Origin of the sequence: Pseudomonas sp. NFPP12 (assembly GCF_900103205.1) — a bacterium.
GTDB lineage: Bacteria > Pseudomonadota > Gammaproteobacteria > Pseudomonadales > Pseudomonadaceae > Aquipseudomonas > Aquipseudomonas protegens.
In genome coordinates this window covers 206,007-224,670 of record NZ_FMWW01000001.1, presented here as the reverse complement: position 1 = coordinate 224,670, position 18,664 = coordinate 206,007, and the positions used below count along the sequence as shown (strand labels likewise).

Below are 18,664 nucleotides of genomic sequence, written 5' to 3'. Positions count from 1 at the left end.
CCCAGTGTTTTCTTCCCGCCAAGAAACCTGCTGCCTCCAGGATCAATGCAAGCCCCCTTTTCCCGCTAAACCGCGAACCTGAGCGCTATCAGCACCTGCACTCCTGGTTGGACAAGAGTGATCCTGACTGCTTTGATCTCAACGCCAGGTCCGGTTTTCACAATCCCAGGGAGGGGTCCATGTCGTTCAAGGTCATGATGGTTTTCGGTACACGCCCTGAGGCGATCAAGATGGCACCACTGGCTCGGGTTCTAAGGCACTGGCCAGGTATCGAGCTGCACATCTGTTCCACCGGCCAGCATCGGGAAATGCTCAAACAGGTACTCGACGCCTTTGAGCTCGAGGTCGATGTGGACCTGCAAGTGATGACCCAGGGCCAGACCCTCAACGGCTTGTCGCAGCAACTGCTGATCCATCTGGACACCAGCTACGAGCGTCTGCAACCGGACATCGTGCTGGTCCATGGCGACACCACCACCAGTTTTATCGCCGCCCTCGCCGCCTTCAACCGGCAGTTGCCCATCGGCCACGTCGAGGCCGGCCTGCGCACTGGCAACCTCCAGGCACCCTGGCCCGAAGAAGCCAACCGGCGCCTGACCGGGGTCATCGCCGACCTGCACTTCACCCCGACCGCCAGGTCCGCAACCAACCTGCTGCGGGAAAACGTGCCCGCTGAAAACATCGAAGTCACCGGCAACACGGTGATCGACGCGCTACTGTGGATGCGCAACCGGCAGAAGCACACCCACTGGCGCCCCGCGGCCAACTCGCCCCTGGCGGTGCTCGACGACAGCCGGCGCATGGTGCTGATCACCGGCCACCGCCGGGAGAACTTCGGTGACGGTTTCCGCGATATCTGCGAAGCCCTGGCAACCCTGGCCGAGCGCTACCCGGACGTGCAGTTCGTGTACCCGGTACACCTCAACCCCCAGGTACAGAACGCGGTGTACGGCCTGCTCTCGAACAAGCCGAACATCTACCTGGTAGCACCCCAGGACTATCAGCATTTTGTCTGGCTGATGGGACGTTCGCACTTCATCCTCAGCGACTCCGGCGGTGTCCAGGAAGAGGCCCCGGCCATCGGCAAGCCCTTGCTGGTGCTGCGCGAGGTCACCGAACGGCCGTCGGTGCTGGAAGGCGGCACCGTGCTGCTGGTGGGCACCGATCGCGAGCGCATCGTGCACCACGCCAGCGAACTGCTGGACGATGCACAGCTGCATGCCCGCATGAGCCGCGTGCACAGCCCCTACGGTGACGGCCGCGCCAGCGAACACATCGCCCGCCGCCTGTGCTCCTGGCTGGAGGCCCAAGCCCCCCGTACTCCGGCATGAGCCCGGGCAGCCCCCGCGGTCCGCAGTCGCAAAACGTCCAGTTGGCCATATGGCTCCACACTCTGTGCGAGAACTGGAAGCTACCGGTCACTGGCAGGTACCTGCCAATTGAACTGGACGACCTACACTTTCAAGCAGCGGATCGTCGCGCCCCCTCCAACCCCAGCGCGGTGTTCTCCCTGCGCTATCGCCCCTGGGGCAAGCCGCTGCAGGATCATCAGCTCACATCCAAGGCCCGCGATGTTCAGAACCCTTGAAGAACAAGTGTTCAAACAGGCCGCTCCGGCGGCCCTGAAGCTTGAATTCGCGCAACATGATTTCGAACGCCTGCGCAGTTTCTGCGTCCTGATCTACACCGCCAGCATCCTGATCTGGCTGATCTTCGACCTGATCGTCAGCTTTCCCGGGCAGCAGGGCTTCACCGCCTATTCGATGGTCTTTCTGAGCATTCTGTCCTTCACCACCATCATCCTCGGCTTCACCCGCCAGGGCCGGCACTTCCAGTGGGTCAACCTGCTGTTCGTGCTGACCATCACCATCGGCGTACGCCTGGTGATCGAGGGGCTGCCCATCGACCAGCGCCCGGTCTGGCTGATTCTCGGCGCGTCGAGCATGCTCTACGGCGCCTCGGTGATGCCTCTGCGACGCTGGTCGTTCGTCAGCGCGATCTTCATCACTTGGCTGGTGCTCAATCCGTTCTGGCGCACCAGCACTACCCTGCAGGAACTCAAGGGGCTGCTGGTGCTGGTGTACGCGCTGTTTCTCAGCGCATTGACCCTCTACAGCTTCATCACCCTGCGCCGGGCCCGGCTGCACAACTACATCATGTCCAAGTTGCTGCTGGACCAGGCCTACCTCGACACCCTCACCGAGATCCCCAACCGCCGCTCGTTCATGGCCCGCGCCGGCCAGCGCCTGCAGGCTCTGCCCCGGGAGCACGACCATTACCTGGCGATGGTCGACATCGACAACTTCAAGAAGGTCAACGATGTGTACGGGCATGACATCGGCGACGAAGTGCTCAAGCGCATCGCCGCCGATATCAAGGGAGTGATGAGGGATTTCGACTATGCCCGCCTGGGCGGCGAGGAGTTCGCCATCTACCTGGCCGACGTGCCCCGCGCGGATGTGGAGGCGCTGGCCACGCGACTGTGCCAGGTGGTGCGCGACCAGCCGACCCGGCACCCGGTGACCATCAGCATGGGCCTGGCCCGGGTCGAGCCTGGCGAAACCCTGAACCAGGCCCTGATCAAGGCCGACCAGGCGCTGTACGAATCCAAGCACGGCGGCAAGGATCGCTATACCTTCCATCCAGCCGCCAGGCCCGCACCACCCACGTAGGAGCTGGCTTGCCAGCGAAGAGGCCCCAGTGTCAGTCCACGCTCCTGCGCGACAGCAGCACCTGGGTTACCCGGCGCTCCTCCACTGCCCTGACCTGCAGGCTCCAGCCCGCCCACTCCACCCGATCGCCCTTGACCGGCAGGCGGTCCAGCAGGCTCATCACCAGACCGGCCAGGGTCTGGTAGTCCTCGGTGGGTTCTGCGCCGAAGCCGGTCCGCTGGCGTACCTGAGGCAGGTTCAGCGCACCATTGACCAGGAACCCGCCCTCTTCTTCGATCACATCCGGGCCTTCGATCTCGCTGGCATCCGGCAGCTCGCCGGCAATGGATTCGAGAATGTCGGTCATGGTCAGGATGCCCATGAAGTCACCGAATTCGTTGATCACAAAGGCAATGTGGGTGGACGCCTGGCGCATCTGTTCCAGGGCGTTGAGGATCGAAAAGCTGTCCAGCAGGTTGATGGTCTTGCGCGCCAGATGCTCAAGGTTCGGCTCGCTGCCCGCCAGGTACTCCTTGAGCAGTTCCTTCTTGTGCACGAAGCCCAAAGGCTCATCCACCGCGCCATCGCGAATCAGCGGCAGGCGCGAGTACGAAGAATGCATCAGCTTGGTACGAATACTCTCCGGGCTGTCCGTAAGGTCGATGCAGTCGACCTCGGCACGCACCGTCATCAGGCTGCGGATCGGCCGCTCCGCCAGTTGCAGCACACCACTGATCATCACCCGCTCACGGCGGTCGAACAGCTCGCTGCTGGGGGCCTCATCAGTTTCCAGCAAGTCGGCAATTTCCTCGCCCACTTCTTCTGCCGCCAGCCTGCGCCCACCCAGCAGGCGCATCACCGCATAGGCCGTGCGCTCGCGCATCGGCCGCAGGCCCTGCATGGATTTCTTGCGCCGGGCCCGGGCGATCTGGTTGAACACCTCGATCAGGATCGAGAAGCCGATGGCCGCATACAGGTAGCCCTTGGGAATATGGAAACCCAAGCCTTCGGCGGTCAGGCTGAAGCCGATCATCATCAAGAAGCCCAGGCACAGCATGATCACCGTCGGGTGCGCGTTGACAAAGCGGGTCAGCGGCTTACTGGCGACGATCATCACGCCGATGGACACCACCACCGCGATCATCATCACCGACAGGTGCTCGACCATGCCCACCGCGGTGATCACCGCGTCCAGGGAGAACACCGCATCGAGCACCACGATCTGCGCCACGATCGGCCAGAACAAGGCGTAAGTGGTACTGCCGGCGCGCTGGCTGACATGGCCCTCCAGGCGCTCATGCAACTCCATGGTGGCCTTGAACAGCAGGAACACACCACCGAACAGCATGATCAGGTCACGCCCCGAGAAGCTGTGCTCGAAGACCTCGAACAGCGGCTGGGTCAGGGTCACCATCCACGAGATGCTGGCCAGCAGGCCCAGGCGCATCAACAACGCCAGGGACAGGCCGATGATCCGTGCACGGTCGCGCTGCTCGGGCGGCAGCTTGTCCGCGAGGATGGCGATAAACACCAGGTTGTCGATGCCCAGCACCAGCTCCAGGACGATCAGGGTCAAAAGGCCAAGCCAGGCCGTGGGGTCTGCGATCCATTCCATAACGACGACTCAAGTGCTCCGGAAAATTCAAACGGCCAGGCGCGACGCAGCGCCAAGGTGCAGTGGCTGCAAAACCTCGGGTACGGGCGGATAAAGGCAGGAAGTGGCAAGTGCCAGGCAAGTGCAACCGGGAGAATGGCTGCCTGAGCGTCTGGGGCTCAGGGCCGCCGGATGGCGCGAGAAGTCATGGGGCAAAGCGAGGAAAGAGCGCCGACTGGGGGGCTCCGAGAGCGTGTTCATGCAAGTCCTGAAGGAAAAAACGGACTTGGAGATTACAGGGAGGGCAAGGCGATTCCCCAGCGGGAAATCATTACAAGATTTTATCCGGCCCGCGTCTCTGACGCAGGCCGGCACCGCTACAACTGCTCGGAAATCTCGATCAGGTTCAGGTCCGGGTCCCGCAGGTACACCGAACGGATCGGGCCGGTGGCGCCGGTGCGCGGCACCGGCCCTTCGATGATCGGCCAGTTGGCCCGTTGCAGATGGGCAATCACCTGTTCCAGGGGCACGCTGGCGATGAAGCACAAATCCAGCGCCCCCGGCACCGGCAGGTGGGCCTTGGGCTCGAACTCCTGGCCGCGCACATGCAGGTTGATCTTCTGGTTGCCGTACTTGAAGGCCTTGCGCCCGCCGGCAAAGGTTTCCAGTTGCATGCCCAGCACGCGGACGTAGAAATCCTCGGCGGCAATCGGGTCGATGGTGGTCAGTACCAGGTGGTCAAGGTGGTCGATCATCGAAGACGCAGCTCCTGAAGCGAAAGGAATGGCCCGGGGATTATGCGACCCGGGCCATCGCTTGAACATGCCCCATCAGGCTTTGCCGCGGTACTCGCGCCGTACCTGCTCGATGTAGCGCACCACCGCCGGTGCCTGCTCGAAACGCCGGTGGATCAGCGACAGCCAGGACGTCGCCGAGCTGCCGCCAATCGGCCGGTACAGCACATGGGGCAGGCTGATGTGGCCCACCACCGACTCCGGCACCACTGCCACGCCCTGCCCCAGGGACACCAGGGCCAGTACCGCCACCAGGCCGCCGGGCTGGGGGCCCAGCTTGGGGGCGTAGGCACCCTGGGCCGCCACCTGCAAGGTGCCGCTGATCTGCTCCGGAAGAATGAAGGTTTCATTGAGCAGGTGTTCGGAGGCGATCTGCGGCAGGCGGCACAGCCAGGATTCATCGGACAGCGCCAGGACAAAGCCCTCGGCGTCCAGGCGAATGGCCTCGACCCCTTCCGGCAATGTCATGGGCGAGCGAATGTAGCCCACGTCCAGGCGACCATCGGCAATCCGCGCCGGCAGCGTCGCCATCGGGCACTCCCGCACGTTGAGGCTGACGTCCGGGCAGTCGCGGCCAAAGCCCTGCACCTGTTTCTGCAACAGCCCGCAATACACCGCCGAGGCCACATAGCCCAGTTCGATATGGCCGATCTCGCCGCGCCCGGCACGCTGGGCATTGCGCTGGGCAAACTCGAACTGGCGCACCGTGGCCTCGGCTTCCAGCAGCAGGGTGGCGCCGGCCTCGGTCAGGCTGACCTCGCGTTGCTGGCGCAGGAACAGCCGGGTGCCAAGGGTGTTCTCCATGTCCTGGATCTGCCGGCTCAGGGTGGGCGGGGCAATCCCCAATTGCTCGGCGGCGCGGGTGAAATTGCGCTGCCGGGCCACCGCCAGGAAGTAGCGAAAGTGACGAATTTCCATGATGGGCATTAGCTCAAAGGTAATGAACTGGTCGCCAGCAGCTAACGAAGACCACGAAAGGCCGGGATAAGCTGAGCGAACCTTCACAGTAGAGAGCCTCTGCCATGCGCGTCAAACCCCTGTTTCTGGCAATGATCACCTGCTGCGTGCTGCAGACTGCGGCAGCCGAGGACAGCCGCCCCGTCGTTGCCCACAAGGCAATCCTTACCCTGGACAACGCCCAGCGCCTGCTCAGGGCCGCCCAGCAAACCGCCCAGGCCAAGGGCTGGCCCTGCGCCGTGGCAATCGTCGACGACGGCGGCTGGCCGATACTGGGCGCGCGCATGGACGGCGCCCCGGTGGTGGCCGGAGTCGAGCTGGCCCAGGGCAAGGCACGCACCTCGGCGCTGTTCAAGCGGCCTTCCGGGGATCTGGAAAACGCCGTCAATGGCGGCCGCCCCGCGGCCCTCAGCGCCGGCCTGGTGATGATGAAAGGCGCCCAGCCGATCATCGTCGACGGCCAGGTGATCGGCGCCATCGGGGTCAGTGCCGACACCCCGGCCCACGACGATGAAATCGCCCTGGCCGCCCTCGCCACCCTCAGTCGGCAGGCCACGCAATGAACCGCTCCGTCAACCCGCGCCTGACCCTGCTCACCGCCTCCGGGGTCTGTTCGCTGATCGTTCTGGACACCAACATCGTCGCCGTGGCGCTGCCGAGCATCGCCCGTGACCTGGGGGCCAACTTCGCCGATATCGAGTGGGTGGTCAGCGCCTACATGCTGGCCTTCGCCGCCCTGCTGCTGCCCGCCGGCAGCCTGGCCGACCGCTTCGGCCGCAAGCGCACCCTGCTCTGCGGCCTGGGCCTGTTCATCCTCGCCTCCCTGGGCTGCGGCGCGGCGCCCAACGCCCTGCTGCTGGACATCGCCCGGGCGCTCAAGGGGGTGGGCGCGGCGCTGCTGCTGACCTCGGCCCTGGCCTCCATCGGCCATACCTTCCACGACGAAGTGGAGCGGGCCAAGGCCTGGGCCTTCTGGGGCGCCTGCATGGGCATGGCCATGACTGCCGCGCCCACGGTCGGCGGGCTGATCACCGAGTACTTCGGCTGGCGCTGGATCTTCTACTTCAACCTGCCGGTGGGTGCGCTGCTGCTGTGGAGTGTGCTGCGCAACGTGCCGGAATCCCGCGATACCCAGGCGGCGCGCCTCGACCCCTGGGGCAGCCTGGCCTTCAGCGCCAGCCTGCTGTGCCTGATCTGGGGCCTGATCGAGGCCAACCGCATCGGCTGGAGCCATCCGGCCACCACCACCCGCCTGCTGGCAGGCGTGGCGCTGCTGGGGCTGTTCGTGCTGATCGAGCGGCTGCAAAGCCGGCCCATGGTGGACCTGCAACTGTTCCGCCACCCGCGCTTCATCGGCGCCCTGCTGGGCATGTTCGCCTACGCCGGCTGTGCCCAGGTGATGATGACGCTGCTGCCCTTCTACCTGCAGAACGGCCTGGGCTTCTCGGCCATCGCCTCGGGCCTGGGCATGCTGCCCTTCGCCCTGACCATGCTCATCTGCCCGCGGATCGGCGCACGCCTGGCCGGGCGCTATGCGCCGGCCACGCTGATGGCCGCAGGGCTGACCCTGGTGGGCTGCGGCAACCTGCTCAGCGCCTGGGCGGTACACGCCGGGGGCTACCTGAACTTCGCCCTGGCAATCGCCGTGACCGGCGCCGGGGCCGGCTTGCTCAATGGCGACACGCAGAAAAACATCATGGCCTGCGTGCCCCGGGAGCGCACCGGCATGGCCTCGGGCATGAGCACCACCATGCGCTTCAGCGCCATCATGCTGGCCATCGGGGTGTTCGGTGCGCTGCTGGCCAGCCATACCCAGCAGCTCTTGCAGGGCAGCCTGCACGCCGTGCCCGGGCACTGGCTGGAGCAGGCACCGGAGATTGCCTCACGGGTGGTGGCCGGGGACATGCAGGGCGCGATGGCCGGCTTGCCGCCCGATGCACGGGCCTTGGTCGAGCCCCTGGCCCGGCAGGCCTTTGTCGGTGGTTTCGGCCTGGTGCTGACGGTGGCCGGGATGCTCGCCCTGCTCGGCGCCCTGGTGGTGGGCCGGCTGATGCGCAACCCGCTGCCCCAGGCGTCGGGGCTGACGCTGAAGCTGCAATAGCCCAGGCACTGCACAAACCGCTGCCGCGCCTGCGGCAGCGGTCCTGGCCCGCCCGCTTGCAATTTCACAACACTCGTTCAATTGCTGGGGCAATCCGCCACGGTTAAGGTGCGCCCTTCGCAACGCCCCATTGAATGGATAACGAGGTGAGCGTGAAGCCTTCAAGCGTGATCGTGGTGGGCGCCGGGATTGTCGGCGCCGCCATTGCCTACCACCTGGCCCGCCAGGGCGCGCAGGTGACCGTGCTGGAACAGGACAGCCCGGGCTCGGGCGTCACCCGCCATTCCTTTGCCTGGATCAACCCCCACGGCGAGTTCCCGGCAGCCGCCCGCGCCCCGCGGGCCCAGGCGCTGGCAGACTACCGCCGCCTGCAGCACGAACTGCCGGCCTTGCAGATCCGCTGGTCCGGCGCGCTGACCTACGGCGCGGCCGACCAGCAAGCGCCAGATACCGACGAGCCAACCGCCGAGACCTCGACCCAGTGGCTGGACCGGGCCGGGGTTGGCCAACTGGAACCCCACCTGCAAGTGCTGCCGGAGCGTGCCCGCTATGCACCCGGCGAAGGCAGCCTGGACCCGGTGGCCGCCACCCGCACCCTGCTCGATGCGGCCTGCACCCACGGCGCCCGGATGTTCGACCAGACCCAGGTACTTGGCTTGCGGGTCGAAGGCCAGCGGGTACTCGGAGTAAACACCGCCGCCGGGCTCCACCGTGCCGACCAGGTGCTGCTCGCCAGCGGCTGCGCCACCCCGGCCCTGCTCGCGCCCCTGGGTATTCAGTTGCCGGTGCAGGCCTCGCCGTCGATCCTGATCCGCATCAATGCGCCACCGGGCCTGGTCAAGACCCTGGTCTCCAACAGCCAATTGGAAATCCGCGAAGCGGCGGACGGCAGCCTGCTGCTGGCCGAGGACTATATCGATGCCCAGGGTCCACAGGGGCCCGAGGCCATCGCGCAACAGGCCCTGGCCAGCATCCGCCAGCTGTTCCGTGGCGCCCAGGCCATCACCTTGCGCAGCGTGGAAGTCGGCCTGCGGCCGATGCCCGGGGACCAACTGCCGATCATCGGCCCCAGCACCCGCTACCAGGGCCTGTACCTGGCGGTGATGCACGCCGGCGTGACCCTGGCCCCCACGGTGGCACGCCTGATCTGCCAGGAACTGCTGCACGGGCAAACCTGCGCCGAACTGGCCGCCTGCCGACCGGCACGCTTCGCCTGAACACCAGCCCCTGTCGCCACACCGCGGCAGGGCCTGCAAGATTTCACGGAATCATCCGCACTCGCCTGTTGTCCTCATTTGATTGCACGACTTCTTAAGCGGACCGCAGGAGCTCTTCATGGCGAACATCACCATCGCCCAGCAACTGGCAACCACCCTTGAACAGGCCGGGGTCAAGCGTATCTGGGGGCTGACCGGCGACAGCCTCAACGGCCTCACCGACGCTCTGCACAGCATGCAGACCATCGAGTGGATGCATGTGCGCCACGAAGAGGTGGCCGCCTTTGCCGCCGGCGCCGAAGCCGCCACCACCGGGCAACTGGCGGTGTGCGCCGGCAGCTGCGGGCCGGGCAACCTGCACCTGATCAATGGCCTGTTCGACTGTCACCGCAACCATGTGCCGGTACTGGCCATCGCCGCACAGATCCCCTCCTCGGAGATCGGCCTCGACTATTTTCAGGAAACCCACCCTCAGGAGCTGTTCAAGGAGTGCAGCCACTTCGTCGAACTGGTGAGCAACCCGGCGCAGATGCCCGAGGTGCTCCACCGAGCCATGCGCAGCGCGATCCTCAACCGCGGCGTGGCGGTGGTGGTGATCCCCGGCGACGTGGCCCTGCAACAGGTGCCCGCCGCCAGCAAGCCATGGCCGGCCCTGCACGCACCGCGCACCCTGCCCGCCCCGCACGACCTGGACAAACTGGTGGAACTGCTGAGCCAGAGCAAGGCCGTGACCCTGCTCTGCGGCAGCGGCTGCGCCGGTGCCCACGATCAGGTGGTGGCCCTCGCCGACGCCCTCGGTGCACCGGTGGTGCACGCGCTGCGCGGCAAGGAGCACGTGGAGTGGGACAACCCCTTCGACGTCGGCATGACCGGCCTGATCGGCTTCAGCTCCGGCTACCACGCCATGCTCAACTGCGACACCCTGGTGATGCTCGGCACCGACTTTCCCTATCGCCAGTTCTACCCCAGCGACGCCTGCGTCATACAGATCGACCGCAACCCCCAGGCCCTGGGCCGGCGAGTGCCACTGGACCTGGGGATCGCCGCCGACGTCGGCGAAACCCTCGCCGCACTGCTGCCGCGCCTGCCCTATAAGGGCGACCGCCGCTTTCTCGAAGAATCCCTCAAGCACTACGCCAAGGCGCGCCAGGGCCTGGACGACCTGGCCCAGCCCTCGCCCGCTGGCCGGCCGATCCACCCGCAGTACCTGACCCGGCTGCTCAGCGAACTGGCAGACCAAGACGCCATCTTCACTGCCGACGTCGGCACCCCCACGGTGTGGGCCGCGCGCTACCTGAAAATGAACGGCCAGCGGCGCCTGCTGGGCTCTTTCAACCACGGCTCCATGGCCAACGCCATGCCCCAGGCCATGGGCGCCCAGGCCGCCTTCCCCCAGCGCCAGGTGATCTCGCTGTCCGGCGATGGCGGCTTCAGCATGCTGATGGGCGACTTCATCTCCCTGGCCCAGCTCAAGCTGCCGGTGAAGATCGTGGTCTACGACAACGCCTCCCTGGGTTTTGTCGCCATGGAAATGAAATCCGCCGGCTACCTGGACACCGGCACCGACCTGCACAACCCGGACTTTGCCGCCATGGCCAACGCCATGGGCATTCTCGGCCTGCGGGTGGAAAACTCCGAAGAACTGGAAGGCGCCCTGCGCACCGCCCTGGCCCATGACGGCCCGGTGCTGGTGGACGTGGTCACCGCCACCCAGGAACTGGCCATGCCGCCGGCCATCAAGCTGGAACAGGCCAAGGGCTTCAGCCTGTACATGCTCAAGGCGGTGATGAGCGGGCGTGGCGACGAGGTGATCGAACTGGCCAGGACCAATTGGCTCAAGGACAGTTGGTTCAAGATCACCTAGAAAGGCTCTACCCCCGGGCATGCCATCGCAGCCTCTAATGGACCCACATTAGAGGCCTGTGTCCATGAAAAGGGTGGCAGTAGCATCCAACGAGGGTGGCGTTGGGAAAACCACCTCCCCGCCTCGCTTCTCATCCATCAAGACGTTTCGACTGCATGCCAACGGATTGGCCGTAAGCACAAGCGGGACAAGAAAACCGTCGCGTTCCTTCAGTGATCCGATCATTTTTGAGCGGCTCGCCTCTCTCAAGATCGGTGGCGGATGAAGGCATGCCCAAACTTCAGCCCCCCCCTCAGCGGCCGACTGATCAGGCGCAAAAAACCTACGCAATATTTTCCTTTAGACCAAATGCCTTTGCTTTTTTGAATGCTAATTCGGAAACGGAAGGTGCATCGCTTTTCCGGCAGGCTAGAGTCTAAAACCGACAAGCACATTGATGTGCCTCTTGCACGGATGCACAGAGACTGGCGGCCTTCCCCTCCTCACAGACAGCCCGCCTCGAAACAGGGAGTGTTATGAACAAGCCAATCAAGAATATCGTCATCGTGGGCGGCGGCACCGCGGGCTGGATGGCCGCTTCGTACCTCGTCCGGGCGCTCCAACAGCAGGTAAACATCACGCTCATCGAGTCTGCGGCGATCCCCCGGATCGGCGTGGGCGAGGCGACCATCCCGAGTTTGCAGAAGGTGTTCTTCGACTTCCTCGGGATACCGGAGCGGGAGTGGATGCCCCAAGTGAACGGCGCCTTCAAGGCCGCGATCAAGTTCGTGAACTGGAGAAAATCTCCCGACCCATCGCGCGAAGATTACTTCTACCATTTGTTCGGCAGCGTGCCGAACTGCGACGGCGTGCCGCTTACCCACTACTGGCTGCGCAAGCGCGAACAGGGCTTCCAGCAGCCGATGGCGTACGCGTGCTATCCGCAGCCCGGGGCCCTCGACGGCAAGCTGGCACCCTGCCTGGCCGACGGCACCCGCCAGATGTCCCACGCGTGGCACTTCGACGCGCACCTGGTGGCCGACTTCTTGAAGCGCTGGGCCGTCGAGCGCGGGGTGAATCGCGTGGTCGACGAGGTCGTGGAGGTTCAACTGAACGACCGCGGCTACATCTCCACCCTGTTAACCAAGGAAGGGCGGACGCTGGAGGCGGACCTGTTCATCGATTGCTCCGGCATGCGGGGGCTGCTGATCAATCAGGCCCTGAAGGAACCCTTCATCGACATGTCCGACTACCTGCTGTGCGACAGCGCGGTCGCCAGCGCCGTGCCCAACGACGACGCGCGCGAGGGGGTCGAGCCTTACACCTCCGCGATTGCCATGAACTCGGGATGGACCTGGAAGATTCCGATGCTGGGCCGGTTCGGCAGCGGCTACGTCTTCTCGAGCAAGTTCACCTCGCGCGACCAGGCCACCGCCGACTTCCTCAAACTCTGGGGCCTCTCGGACAATCAGCAGCTCAACCAGATCAAGTTCCGGGTCGGGCGCAACAAGCGGGCGTGGGTCAACAACTGCGTCTCGATCGGGCTGTCGTCGTGCTTTCTGGAGCCCCTGGAATCGACGGGAATCTACTTCATCTACGCGGCGCTTTACCAACTCGTGAAGCACTTCCCAGACACCTCGTTCGACCCGCGGTTGCGCGACGCATTCAACGCCGAGATCGTCTACATGTTCGACGACTGCCGGGACTTCGTCCAGGCGCACTATTTCACTACGTCGCGCGAAGACACGCCGTTCTGGCTCGCGAACCGGCACGAACTGCGGCTCTCGGACGCCATCCAGGAGAAGGTTGAGCGCTACAAGGCCGGGCTGCCGCTGACCACCACCTCGTTCGACGATTCCACGTACTACGAGACCTTCGACTACGAATTCAAGAACTTCTGGTTGAACGGCAACTACTACTGCATCTTTGCCGGCCTGGGCATGCTGCCCGACCGGTCGCTGCCGCTCCTGCAGCACCGACCGGAGTCGATCCAGAAGGCCGAGGCGATGTTCGCCAGCATCCGGCGCGAAGCCGAGCGCCTGCGCACAAGCCTGCCGACGAACTACGACTACCTGCGGTCACTGCGTGACGGCGCGCAGCTGTCGCGCAACCAGCACGGGCCGACGCTCGCGGCTCAGGAACGCCAGTAGTGGAACGCACCTTGAACCGGGTATCCGCATTCGCGGCCACGCACGCTGCCGTGGCGGCTTGCGATCCGCTACAGGCGCGCGCGCTGGTTCTGCAGCTGCCGGCCCTGAACCGTGACAAGGACGTGCCCGGCATCGTCGGCCTGCTGCGCGAGTTCCTCCCGGTGCGCGGCGTGCCCTCCAGCTGGGGCTTCGTCGAAGCCGCCGCCGCGATGCGGGACATCGGTTTCTTCCTGGGGTCGCTCAAGCGGCACGGACATGAGCCCGTGGACCTGGTGCCTGGGCTTGAACGGGTGCTGCTCGACCTGGCACGGGTGACCGACTTGCCGCCGCGCGAGACACTCCTGCATGTGACGGTCTGGAACCCGGCGGCGGCCGATGCGCAGCGGAGCTACACCGGGCTGCCCGACGAAGCGCACCTGCTCGAGAGCGTGCGCATTTCGATGGCGGCCCTCGAGGCGGCCATCGCGTTGACCGTCGAGCTGTCCGATGTATCCCTGCGCTCGCCCGCGTTCGCGCAAGGGTGCGATGAGCTGGAAGCCTACCTGCAGAAAATGGTCGAATCGATCGTCTACGCGTATCGCTTCATCTCGCCCCAGGTCTTCTACGATGAGCTGCGCCCCTTCTACGAACCGATTCGAGTCGGGGGCCAGAACTACCTTGGCCCCGGTGCCGTAGAAATGCCCCTCTTCGTGCTGGAGCACGTCCTGTGGGGCTCGCAATCGGACGACCCAGCTTATCGAGAATTCAAAGAGACGTACCTGCCCTACGTGCTTCCCGCGTACAGGGCGGTCTACGCTCGGTTCTCCACAAAGCCGGCGCTCATCGACCGCGCGCTCGACGAGGCGCGAGCGGCGGGTACGCAGGGCGAGCACGTCCGGGCTGGGCTGACGGCCCTCGAGCGGGTCTTCAAGGTCCTGCTGCGCTTCCGGGCCCCTCACCTCAAATTGGCGGAGCGGGCATACGAAGCCGGGCGCAGCGGCCCCACAACCGGCAGCGGGGGCTACGCGCCCAGCATGCTCGGCGATCTACTCACGCTCACCTGTGCCGCGCGGTCCCGCATCCGCGCCGCGCTCGATGAATCCTGATGCGCGCGACCCAGTGTTATCTCACAAGGAGAGTTTGCCCCCATGACTCAGAAGAGCCCCGCGAACGGACACGATAGCAACCACTTCGACGTAATCATCCTCGGTTCGGGCATGTCCGGTACCCAGATGGGGGCCATCCTGGCCAAACAACAGTTTCGCGTGCTGATCATCGAGCAGTCGTCGCACCCGCGGTTCACGATCGGCGAATCGTCGATCCCCGAAACGTCTCTCATGAACCGCATCATCGCTGATCGCTACGACATTCCGGAGCTCGGCCACATCACCTCGTTCTACTCGACGCAGCGTTACGTTTCGTCGAGCACGGGCATCAAGCGCAACTTCGGCTTCGTGTTCCACAAACCTGGCCAGGAGCACGACCCGAAGGAGTTCACCCAGTGCGTCATTCCCGAGCTGCCGTGGGGGCCGGAGAGCCATTATTACCGGCAAGACGTCGACGCCTATCTGTTGCAAGCGGCCATCAAATATGGCTGCACGGTCCGCCAGAAGACGAGCGTGACCGAATATCACGCGGACAAGGACGGCGTCGCGGTGACCACCGCCGAGGGCGAGCGGTTCACCGGCCGGTACATGATCGACTGCGGAGGCCCCGGCGCGCCGCTGGCGACCAAGTTCGGGCTCCGCGAAGAGCCGTGTCGCTTCAAGACGCACTCGCGCAGCCTCTACACGCACATGCTCGGGGTCAAGCCGTTCGACGACATCTTCAAGGTCAAGGGGCAGCGCTGGCGCTGGCACGAAGGAACCCTGCACCACATGTTCACGGGCGGCTGGCTCTGGGTGATTCCGTTCAACAACCACCCGCGCTCGACCAATAACCTGGTGAGCGTCGGCCTGCAGCTCGACCCGCGTGTCTACCCGAAAACCGACATTCCCGCGCAGCAGGAATTCGACGAGTTCCTCGCGCGGTTCCCGAGCATCGGCGCTCAGTTCCGGGACGCCGTGCCGGTGCGCGACTGGGTCAAGACCGACCGCCTGCAGTTCTCGTCGAACGCCTGCGTCGGCGACCGCTACTGCCTGATGCTGCACGCGAACGGGTTCATCGACCCGCTCTTCTCCCGGGGGCTCGAGAACACCGCGGTGACCATCCACGCGCTCGCGGCGCGCCTCATCAAGGCGCTACGCGACGACGACTTCTCCCCCGAGCGCTTCGAGTACATCGAGCGCCTGCAGCAAAAGCTTTTGGACCACAACGACGACTTCGTCAGCTGCTGCTACACGGCGTTCTCGGACTTCCGCCTATGGGACGCGTTCCACCGGCTGTGGGCGGTCGGCACTATCCTCGGGCAGTTCCGGCTGGTGCAAGCCCACGCGAGGTTTCGCGCGTCGCGCGACGAGGGCGACCTCGATCACCTCGACAACGACCCGCCGTACCTCGGGTACCTGTGCGCGGACATGGAGCAGTACTACCAGTTGTTCAACGACGCCAAAGCCGAGGTCGAGGCCGTGAGCGCCGGGCACAAGTCGGCCGAGGAGGCCGCGTTGCGGATTCACGCCCTCATCGACGAACGAGACTTCGCCAAGCCGATGTTCGGCTTCGGGTACTGCATCACCGGGGACAAGCCGCAGCTCAACAACTCGAAGTACAGCCTGATACCGGCGATGAAGCTGATGTACTGGACGCAAACCCGCGCGCCGGCAGAGGTGAAGAAGTACTTCGACTACAACCCGATGTTCGCGCTGCTCAAGGCGTACATCACCACCCGCATCGGCTTGGCTCTGAAGAAGTAGTCGGCCAAGGACGGCACACACGCGATGAACAACATTCAATTGGATCAAGCGAGCGTCAAGAAGCATCCCCCGGGGGCGTACGACGCGACCACACGCGTGGCCGCGAGCTGGTACGTCGCGATGCGCTCGAACGACCTCAGGGACAAGCCGAAGGAGTTGACGCTCTTTGGCCGTCCGTACGTGGCGTGGCGCGCAGCGACGGGGCAGGCCGTGGTGATGGACCGCCACTGCTCGCACCTGGGCGCGAACCTGGCTGACGGGCGGATCAAGGACGGGTGCATCCAGTGCCCGTTTCACCACTGGCGCTACGACGAGCAAGGCAAGTGCGTTCACATCCCCGGACACAGCGAGGTGGTGCGCCAGCTCGAGCCGGTGCCACGCGCGGCGCGCCAGCCGACGTTGGTCACCACCGAGCGATACGGCTACGTGTGGGTCTGGTACGGCTCCCCGCAGCCGCTGCACCCGCTGCCCGAAATCACCGCAGCCGACGTCGACAACGGCGACTTCATGCACCTGCACTTCGCGTTCGAGACGACGACGGCGGTCTTGCGGATCGTCGAGAACTTCTACGACGCACAGCACGCGACCCCCGTGCACGCGCTTCCGATCTCGGCCTTCGAGCTCAAGCTCTTCGACGACTGGAGCCGGTGGCCGGAGGTTGAGTCGCTGGCCCGGGCGGGCGCCTGGTTCGGTGCCGGGATCGACTTCCACGTGAACCGCTATTTCGGCCCCCTCGGCATGCTGTCGCGCGCGCTCGGCCTGAACATGTCGCAGATGAACCTGCACTTCGATGGCTACCCCGGCGGGTGCGTCATGACCGTTGCCCTGGACGCAGACGTCAAATACAAACTGCTCCAGTGTGTGACACCGGTGAGCGACGGCAAGAACATCATGCACATGCTCATCTCGATCAAGAAGGTGGGCGGCGTCCTGCGCCGTGCGACCGACTTCGTGCTGTTCGGGCTGCAGACCAGACAGGCAGCGGGGTACGACGTCAAAATCTGGAACGGGATGAAGCCCGACGGCGGCGGCGCGTACAGCAAGTACGACAAGCTCGTGCTCAAGTACCGTGCGTTCTACCGCGGCTGGGTCGACCGTGTCGCGAGTGAGCAGTAATGCGTGAGGCCGAGCCGGTAGCGGCCGCGTCGCGCTGCCCGGCGCTTGCGAACCTTTCGAGCTGCGTCACGGAGATCACGGCGTACGGCGCGGCGGGCCCGCTTGGGCTCGCGGCCACCCGCTTGGTGTCGGTGTCGCTCTTTGCGAGGTATCCATGACCATCTGGCTGTTGCAACTCGTGCTGGTGATCGCGCTCTGCAACCTCTGCGGCCGCCTTGCCGAACGGCTCGGCCAGTGCGCGGTGGTCGGCGAGATCGCGGCCGGCCTGCTGTTGGGGCCTTCGCTGTTCGGCGTGATCGCACCCAGTTTCTACGACCTGTTGTTCGGCCCACGTACGCTGTCAGCCATGGCGCAAGTCGGCGAAGTCGGCCTGATACTGCTGATGTTTCAGATCGGTCTGCATATGGAGTTGAGCGAGACGCTGCGCGGCAAGCGCTGGCGCATACCTGTCGCGATCGCGGCGGGCGGGCTCATCGCGCCGGCCGCGATCGGCATGATCGTCGCCATCGTCTCGAAAGATACGCTCGCCAGCGACGTGCCGGCGCTGCCCTACATACTCTTTTGCGGTGTCGCGCTTGCGGTATCAGCGGTGCCGGTGATGGCGCGCATCATCGACGACCTGGCGCTCGGCGCCATGGTCGGCGCACGGCACGCAATGTCTGCCGCGATGCTGACGGATGCGCTCGGCTGGATGCTGCTGGCAACGATTGCCTCGCTATCGAGCGGGCCTGGCTGGGCATTTGCGCACATGCTCGTCAGCCTGCTCGTGTACCTGGTGCTATGCGCGCTCCTGGTGCGCTTCGTGGTGCGACCGGTGCTTGCGCGGCTCGCCTCGACTGCGCATGCGACGCGCGACCGCTTGGCCGTGTTGCTCTGCTTTGTAATAGCCTCGGCACTCGCGACGTCGCTGATCGGATTCCATAGTGCATTTGGCGCACTTGCGGCGGCGCTGTTCGTGCGGCGCGTGCCCGGCGTCGCGAAGGAGTGGCGCGATAACGTCGAAGGTTTCGTCAAGCTTGTACTGATGCCGGTGTTCTTCGCGTGTGCGGGGCTGCATGCGTCGGTCGGCACGATCGACGACGCGGCATCCTGGATGTGGTGCGGGGTATTCCTCGTGGGCGGATTCATCGGCAAGTTCGGCGGCAGCTATCTGGGCGCGCGTGGCACAGGGCTGGCGCCGCACGATGCGATGCTGGTGAGCTCGTTGATGAATACGCGCGGGTTGATGGAGCTGATCGTCCTGTCAATCGGCCTGCAGATGCAGATTCTTCCGCCAAAGGTCTACACGATCCTCGTGGTGTTCGCACTGGTGACGACGGCGCTGACCGCACCGCTGGTTCGATTCACGCTGCGCATGCAAACCCGCGCAATGAGCCAACAGGCCGCCTGAGCCAGCTTGAGGGGAGAGCT

General features: G+C 65.0%; 14 protein-coding genes. 11 read left to right on the top strand and 3 right to left on the bottom strand.

Translation table 11 applies throughout. From position 1 onward, the window contains the following. The first annotated feature begins 179 nt into the window (after positions 1 to 179). Positions 180 to 1,331 carry a non-hydrolyzing UDP-N-acetylglucosamine 2-epimerase gene (gene wecB / locus BLS75_RS00920; protein WP_041774311.1) on the top strand — a complete coding sequence of 384 codons (1,152 nt, stop codon included), beginning with the start codon at positions 180 to 182 and terminating at the stop codon, positions 1,329 to 1,331. A 240-nt stretch (positions 1,332 to 1,571) separates the two neighbouring features. Beyond that, positions 1,572 to 2,672 carry a GGDEF domain-containing protein gene (locus tag BLS75_RS00910; protein ID WP_011061873.1) on the top strand — a complete coding sequence of 367 codons (1,101 nt, stop codon included), beginning with the start codon at positions 1,572 to 1,574 and terminating at the stop codon, positions 2,670 to 2,672. A gap of 31 nt (positions 2,673 to 2,703) precedes the next feature. Here the strand turns inward: BLS75_RS00910 and BLS75_RS00905 are convergent, their stop codons facing one another. From BLS75_RS00905 to BLS75_RS00895, 3 genes are all read right to left on the bottom strand, one after another. Continuing rightward, on the bottom strand, positions 2,704 to 4,266 hold the full coding sequence (locus BLS75_RS00905; protein WP_011061874.1) for a TerC family protein: 1,563 nt from the start codon (positions 4,264 to 4,266) through the stop codon (positions 2,704 to 2,706). 356 nt (positions 4,267 to 4,622) lie between these two features. Further along, a complete protein-coding gene (locus BLS75_RS00900; RefSeq protein WP_072450013.1) occupies positions 4,623 to 5,000 on the bottom strand; it encodes a VOC family protein in 378 nt (125 codons plus the stop codon). A gap of 75 nt (positions 5,001 to 5,075) precedes the next feature. Further along, positions 5,076 to 5,957 carry a LysR family transcriptional regulator gene (locus tag BLS75_RS00895; protein WP_011061876.1) on the bottom strand — a complete coding sequence of 294 codons (882 nt, stop codon included), beginning with the start codon at positions 5,955 to 5,957 and terminating at the stop codon, positions 5,076 to 5,078. Positions 5,958 to 6,061: 104 nt separating this feature from the next. On the opposite strand from BLS75_RS00895, the gene BLS75_RS00890 reads away from it, so the two are divergent. From BLS75_RS00890 to BLS75_RS00840, 9 genes are all read left to right on the top strand, one after another. Then, a complete protein-coding gene (locus BLS75_RS00890) occupies positions 6,062 to 6,559 on the top strand; it encodes a GlcG/HbpS family heme-binding protein (RefSeq protein ID WP_053152425.1) in 498 nt (165 codons plus the stop codon). Further along, positions 6,556 to 8,097: an MFS transporter gene (locus BLS75_RS00885; RefSeq protein WP_011061878.1), complete on the top strand. Its 1,542-nt coding sequence runs from the start codon at positions 6,556 to 6,558 to the stop codon at positions 8,095 to 8,097. Before BLS75_RS00890 ends, BLS75_RS00885 begins: the two co-directional genes overlap by 4 nt. A 152-nt stretch (positions 8,098 to 8,249) precedes the next feature. Next, the gene (locus BLS75_RS00880; protein WP_239690625.1) at positions 8,250 to 9,314 is read left to right on the top strand and encodes an NAD(P)/FAD-dependent oxidoreductase; all 1,065 of its coding nucleotides are present in this window, start codon (positions 8,250 to 8,252) and stop codon (positions 9,312 to 9,314) included. 118 nt (positions 9,315 to 9,432) lie between these two features. Continuing rightward, positions 9,433 to 11,178, top strand: a complete 1,746-nt coding sequence (gene poxB / locus BLS75_RS00875; protein WP_072450010.1) for a ubiquinone-dependent pyruvate dehydrogenase — start codon at positions 9,433 to 9,435, stop codon at positions 11,176 to 11,178. Between the two features lie 515 nt (positions 11,179 to 11,693). Further along, positions 11,694 to 13,307, top strand: coding sequence for a tryptophan halogenase family protein (locus BLS75_RS00865; RefSeq protein ID WP_011061881.1), 1,614 nt, complete (start codon positions 11,694 to 11,696; stop codon positions 13,305 to 13,307). Further along, positions 13,307 to 14,392 carry a monodechloroaminopyrrolnitrin synthase PrnB family protein gene (locus BLS75_RS00860; protein WP_072450006.1) on the top strand — a complete coding sequence of 362 codons (1,086 nt, stop codon included), beginning with the start codon at positions 13,307 to 13,309 and terminating at the stop codon, positions 14,390 to 14,392. The genes BLS75_RS00865 and BLS75_RS00860 overlap by 1 nt, the downstream gene beginning before the upstream one ends. Positions 14,393 to 14,434: 42 nt before the next feature. Further along, a complete protein-coding gene (locus tag BLS75_RS00855; protein WP_011061883.1) occupies positions 14,435 to 16,138 on the top strand; it encodes an NAD(P)/FAD-dependent oxidoreductase in 1,704 nt (567 codons plus the stop codon). A gap of 24 nt (positions 16,139 to 16,162) precedes the next feature. Beyond that, positions 16,163 to 17,254 carry a Rieske 2Fe-2S domain-containing protein gene (locus BLS75_RS00850; protein WP_019094365.1) on the top strand — a complete coding sequence of 364 codons (1,092 nt, stop codon included), beginning with the start codon at positions 16,163 to 16,165 and terminating at the stop codon, positions 17,252 to 17,254. Between the two features lie 154 nt (positions 17,255 to 17,408). Then, a complete protein-coding gene (locus tag BLS75_RS00840) occupies positions 17,409 to 18,644 on the top strand; it encodes a cation:proton antiporter (RefSeq protein WP_019094363.1) in 1,236 nt (411 codons plus the stop codon). The last annotated feature ends 20 nt before the right edge of the window (positions 18,645 to 18,664 follow it).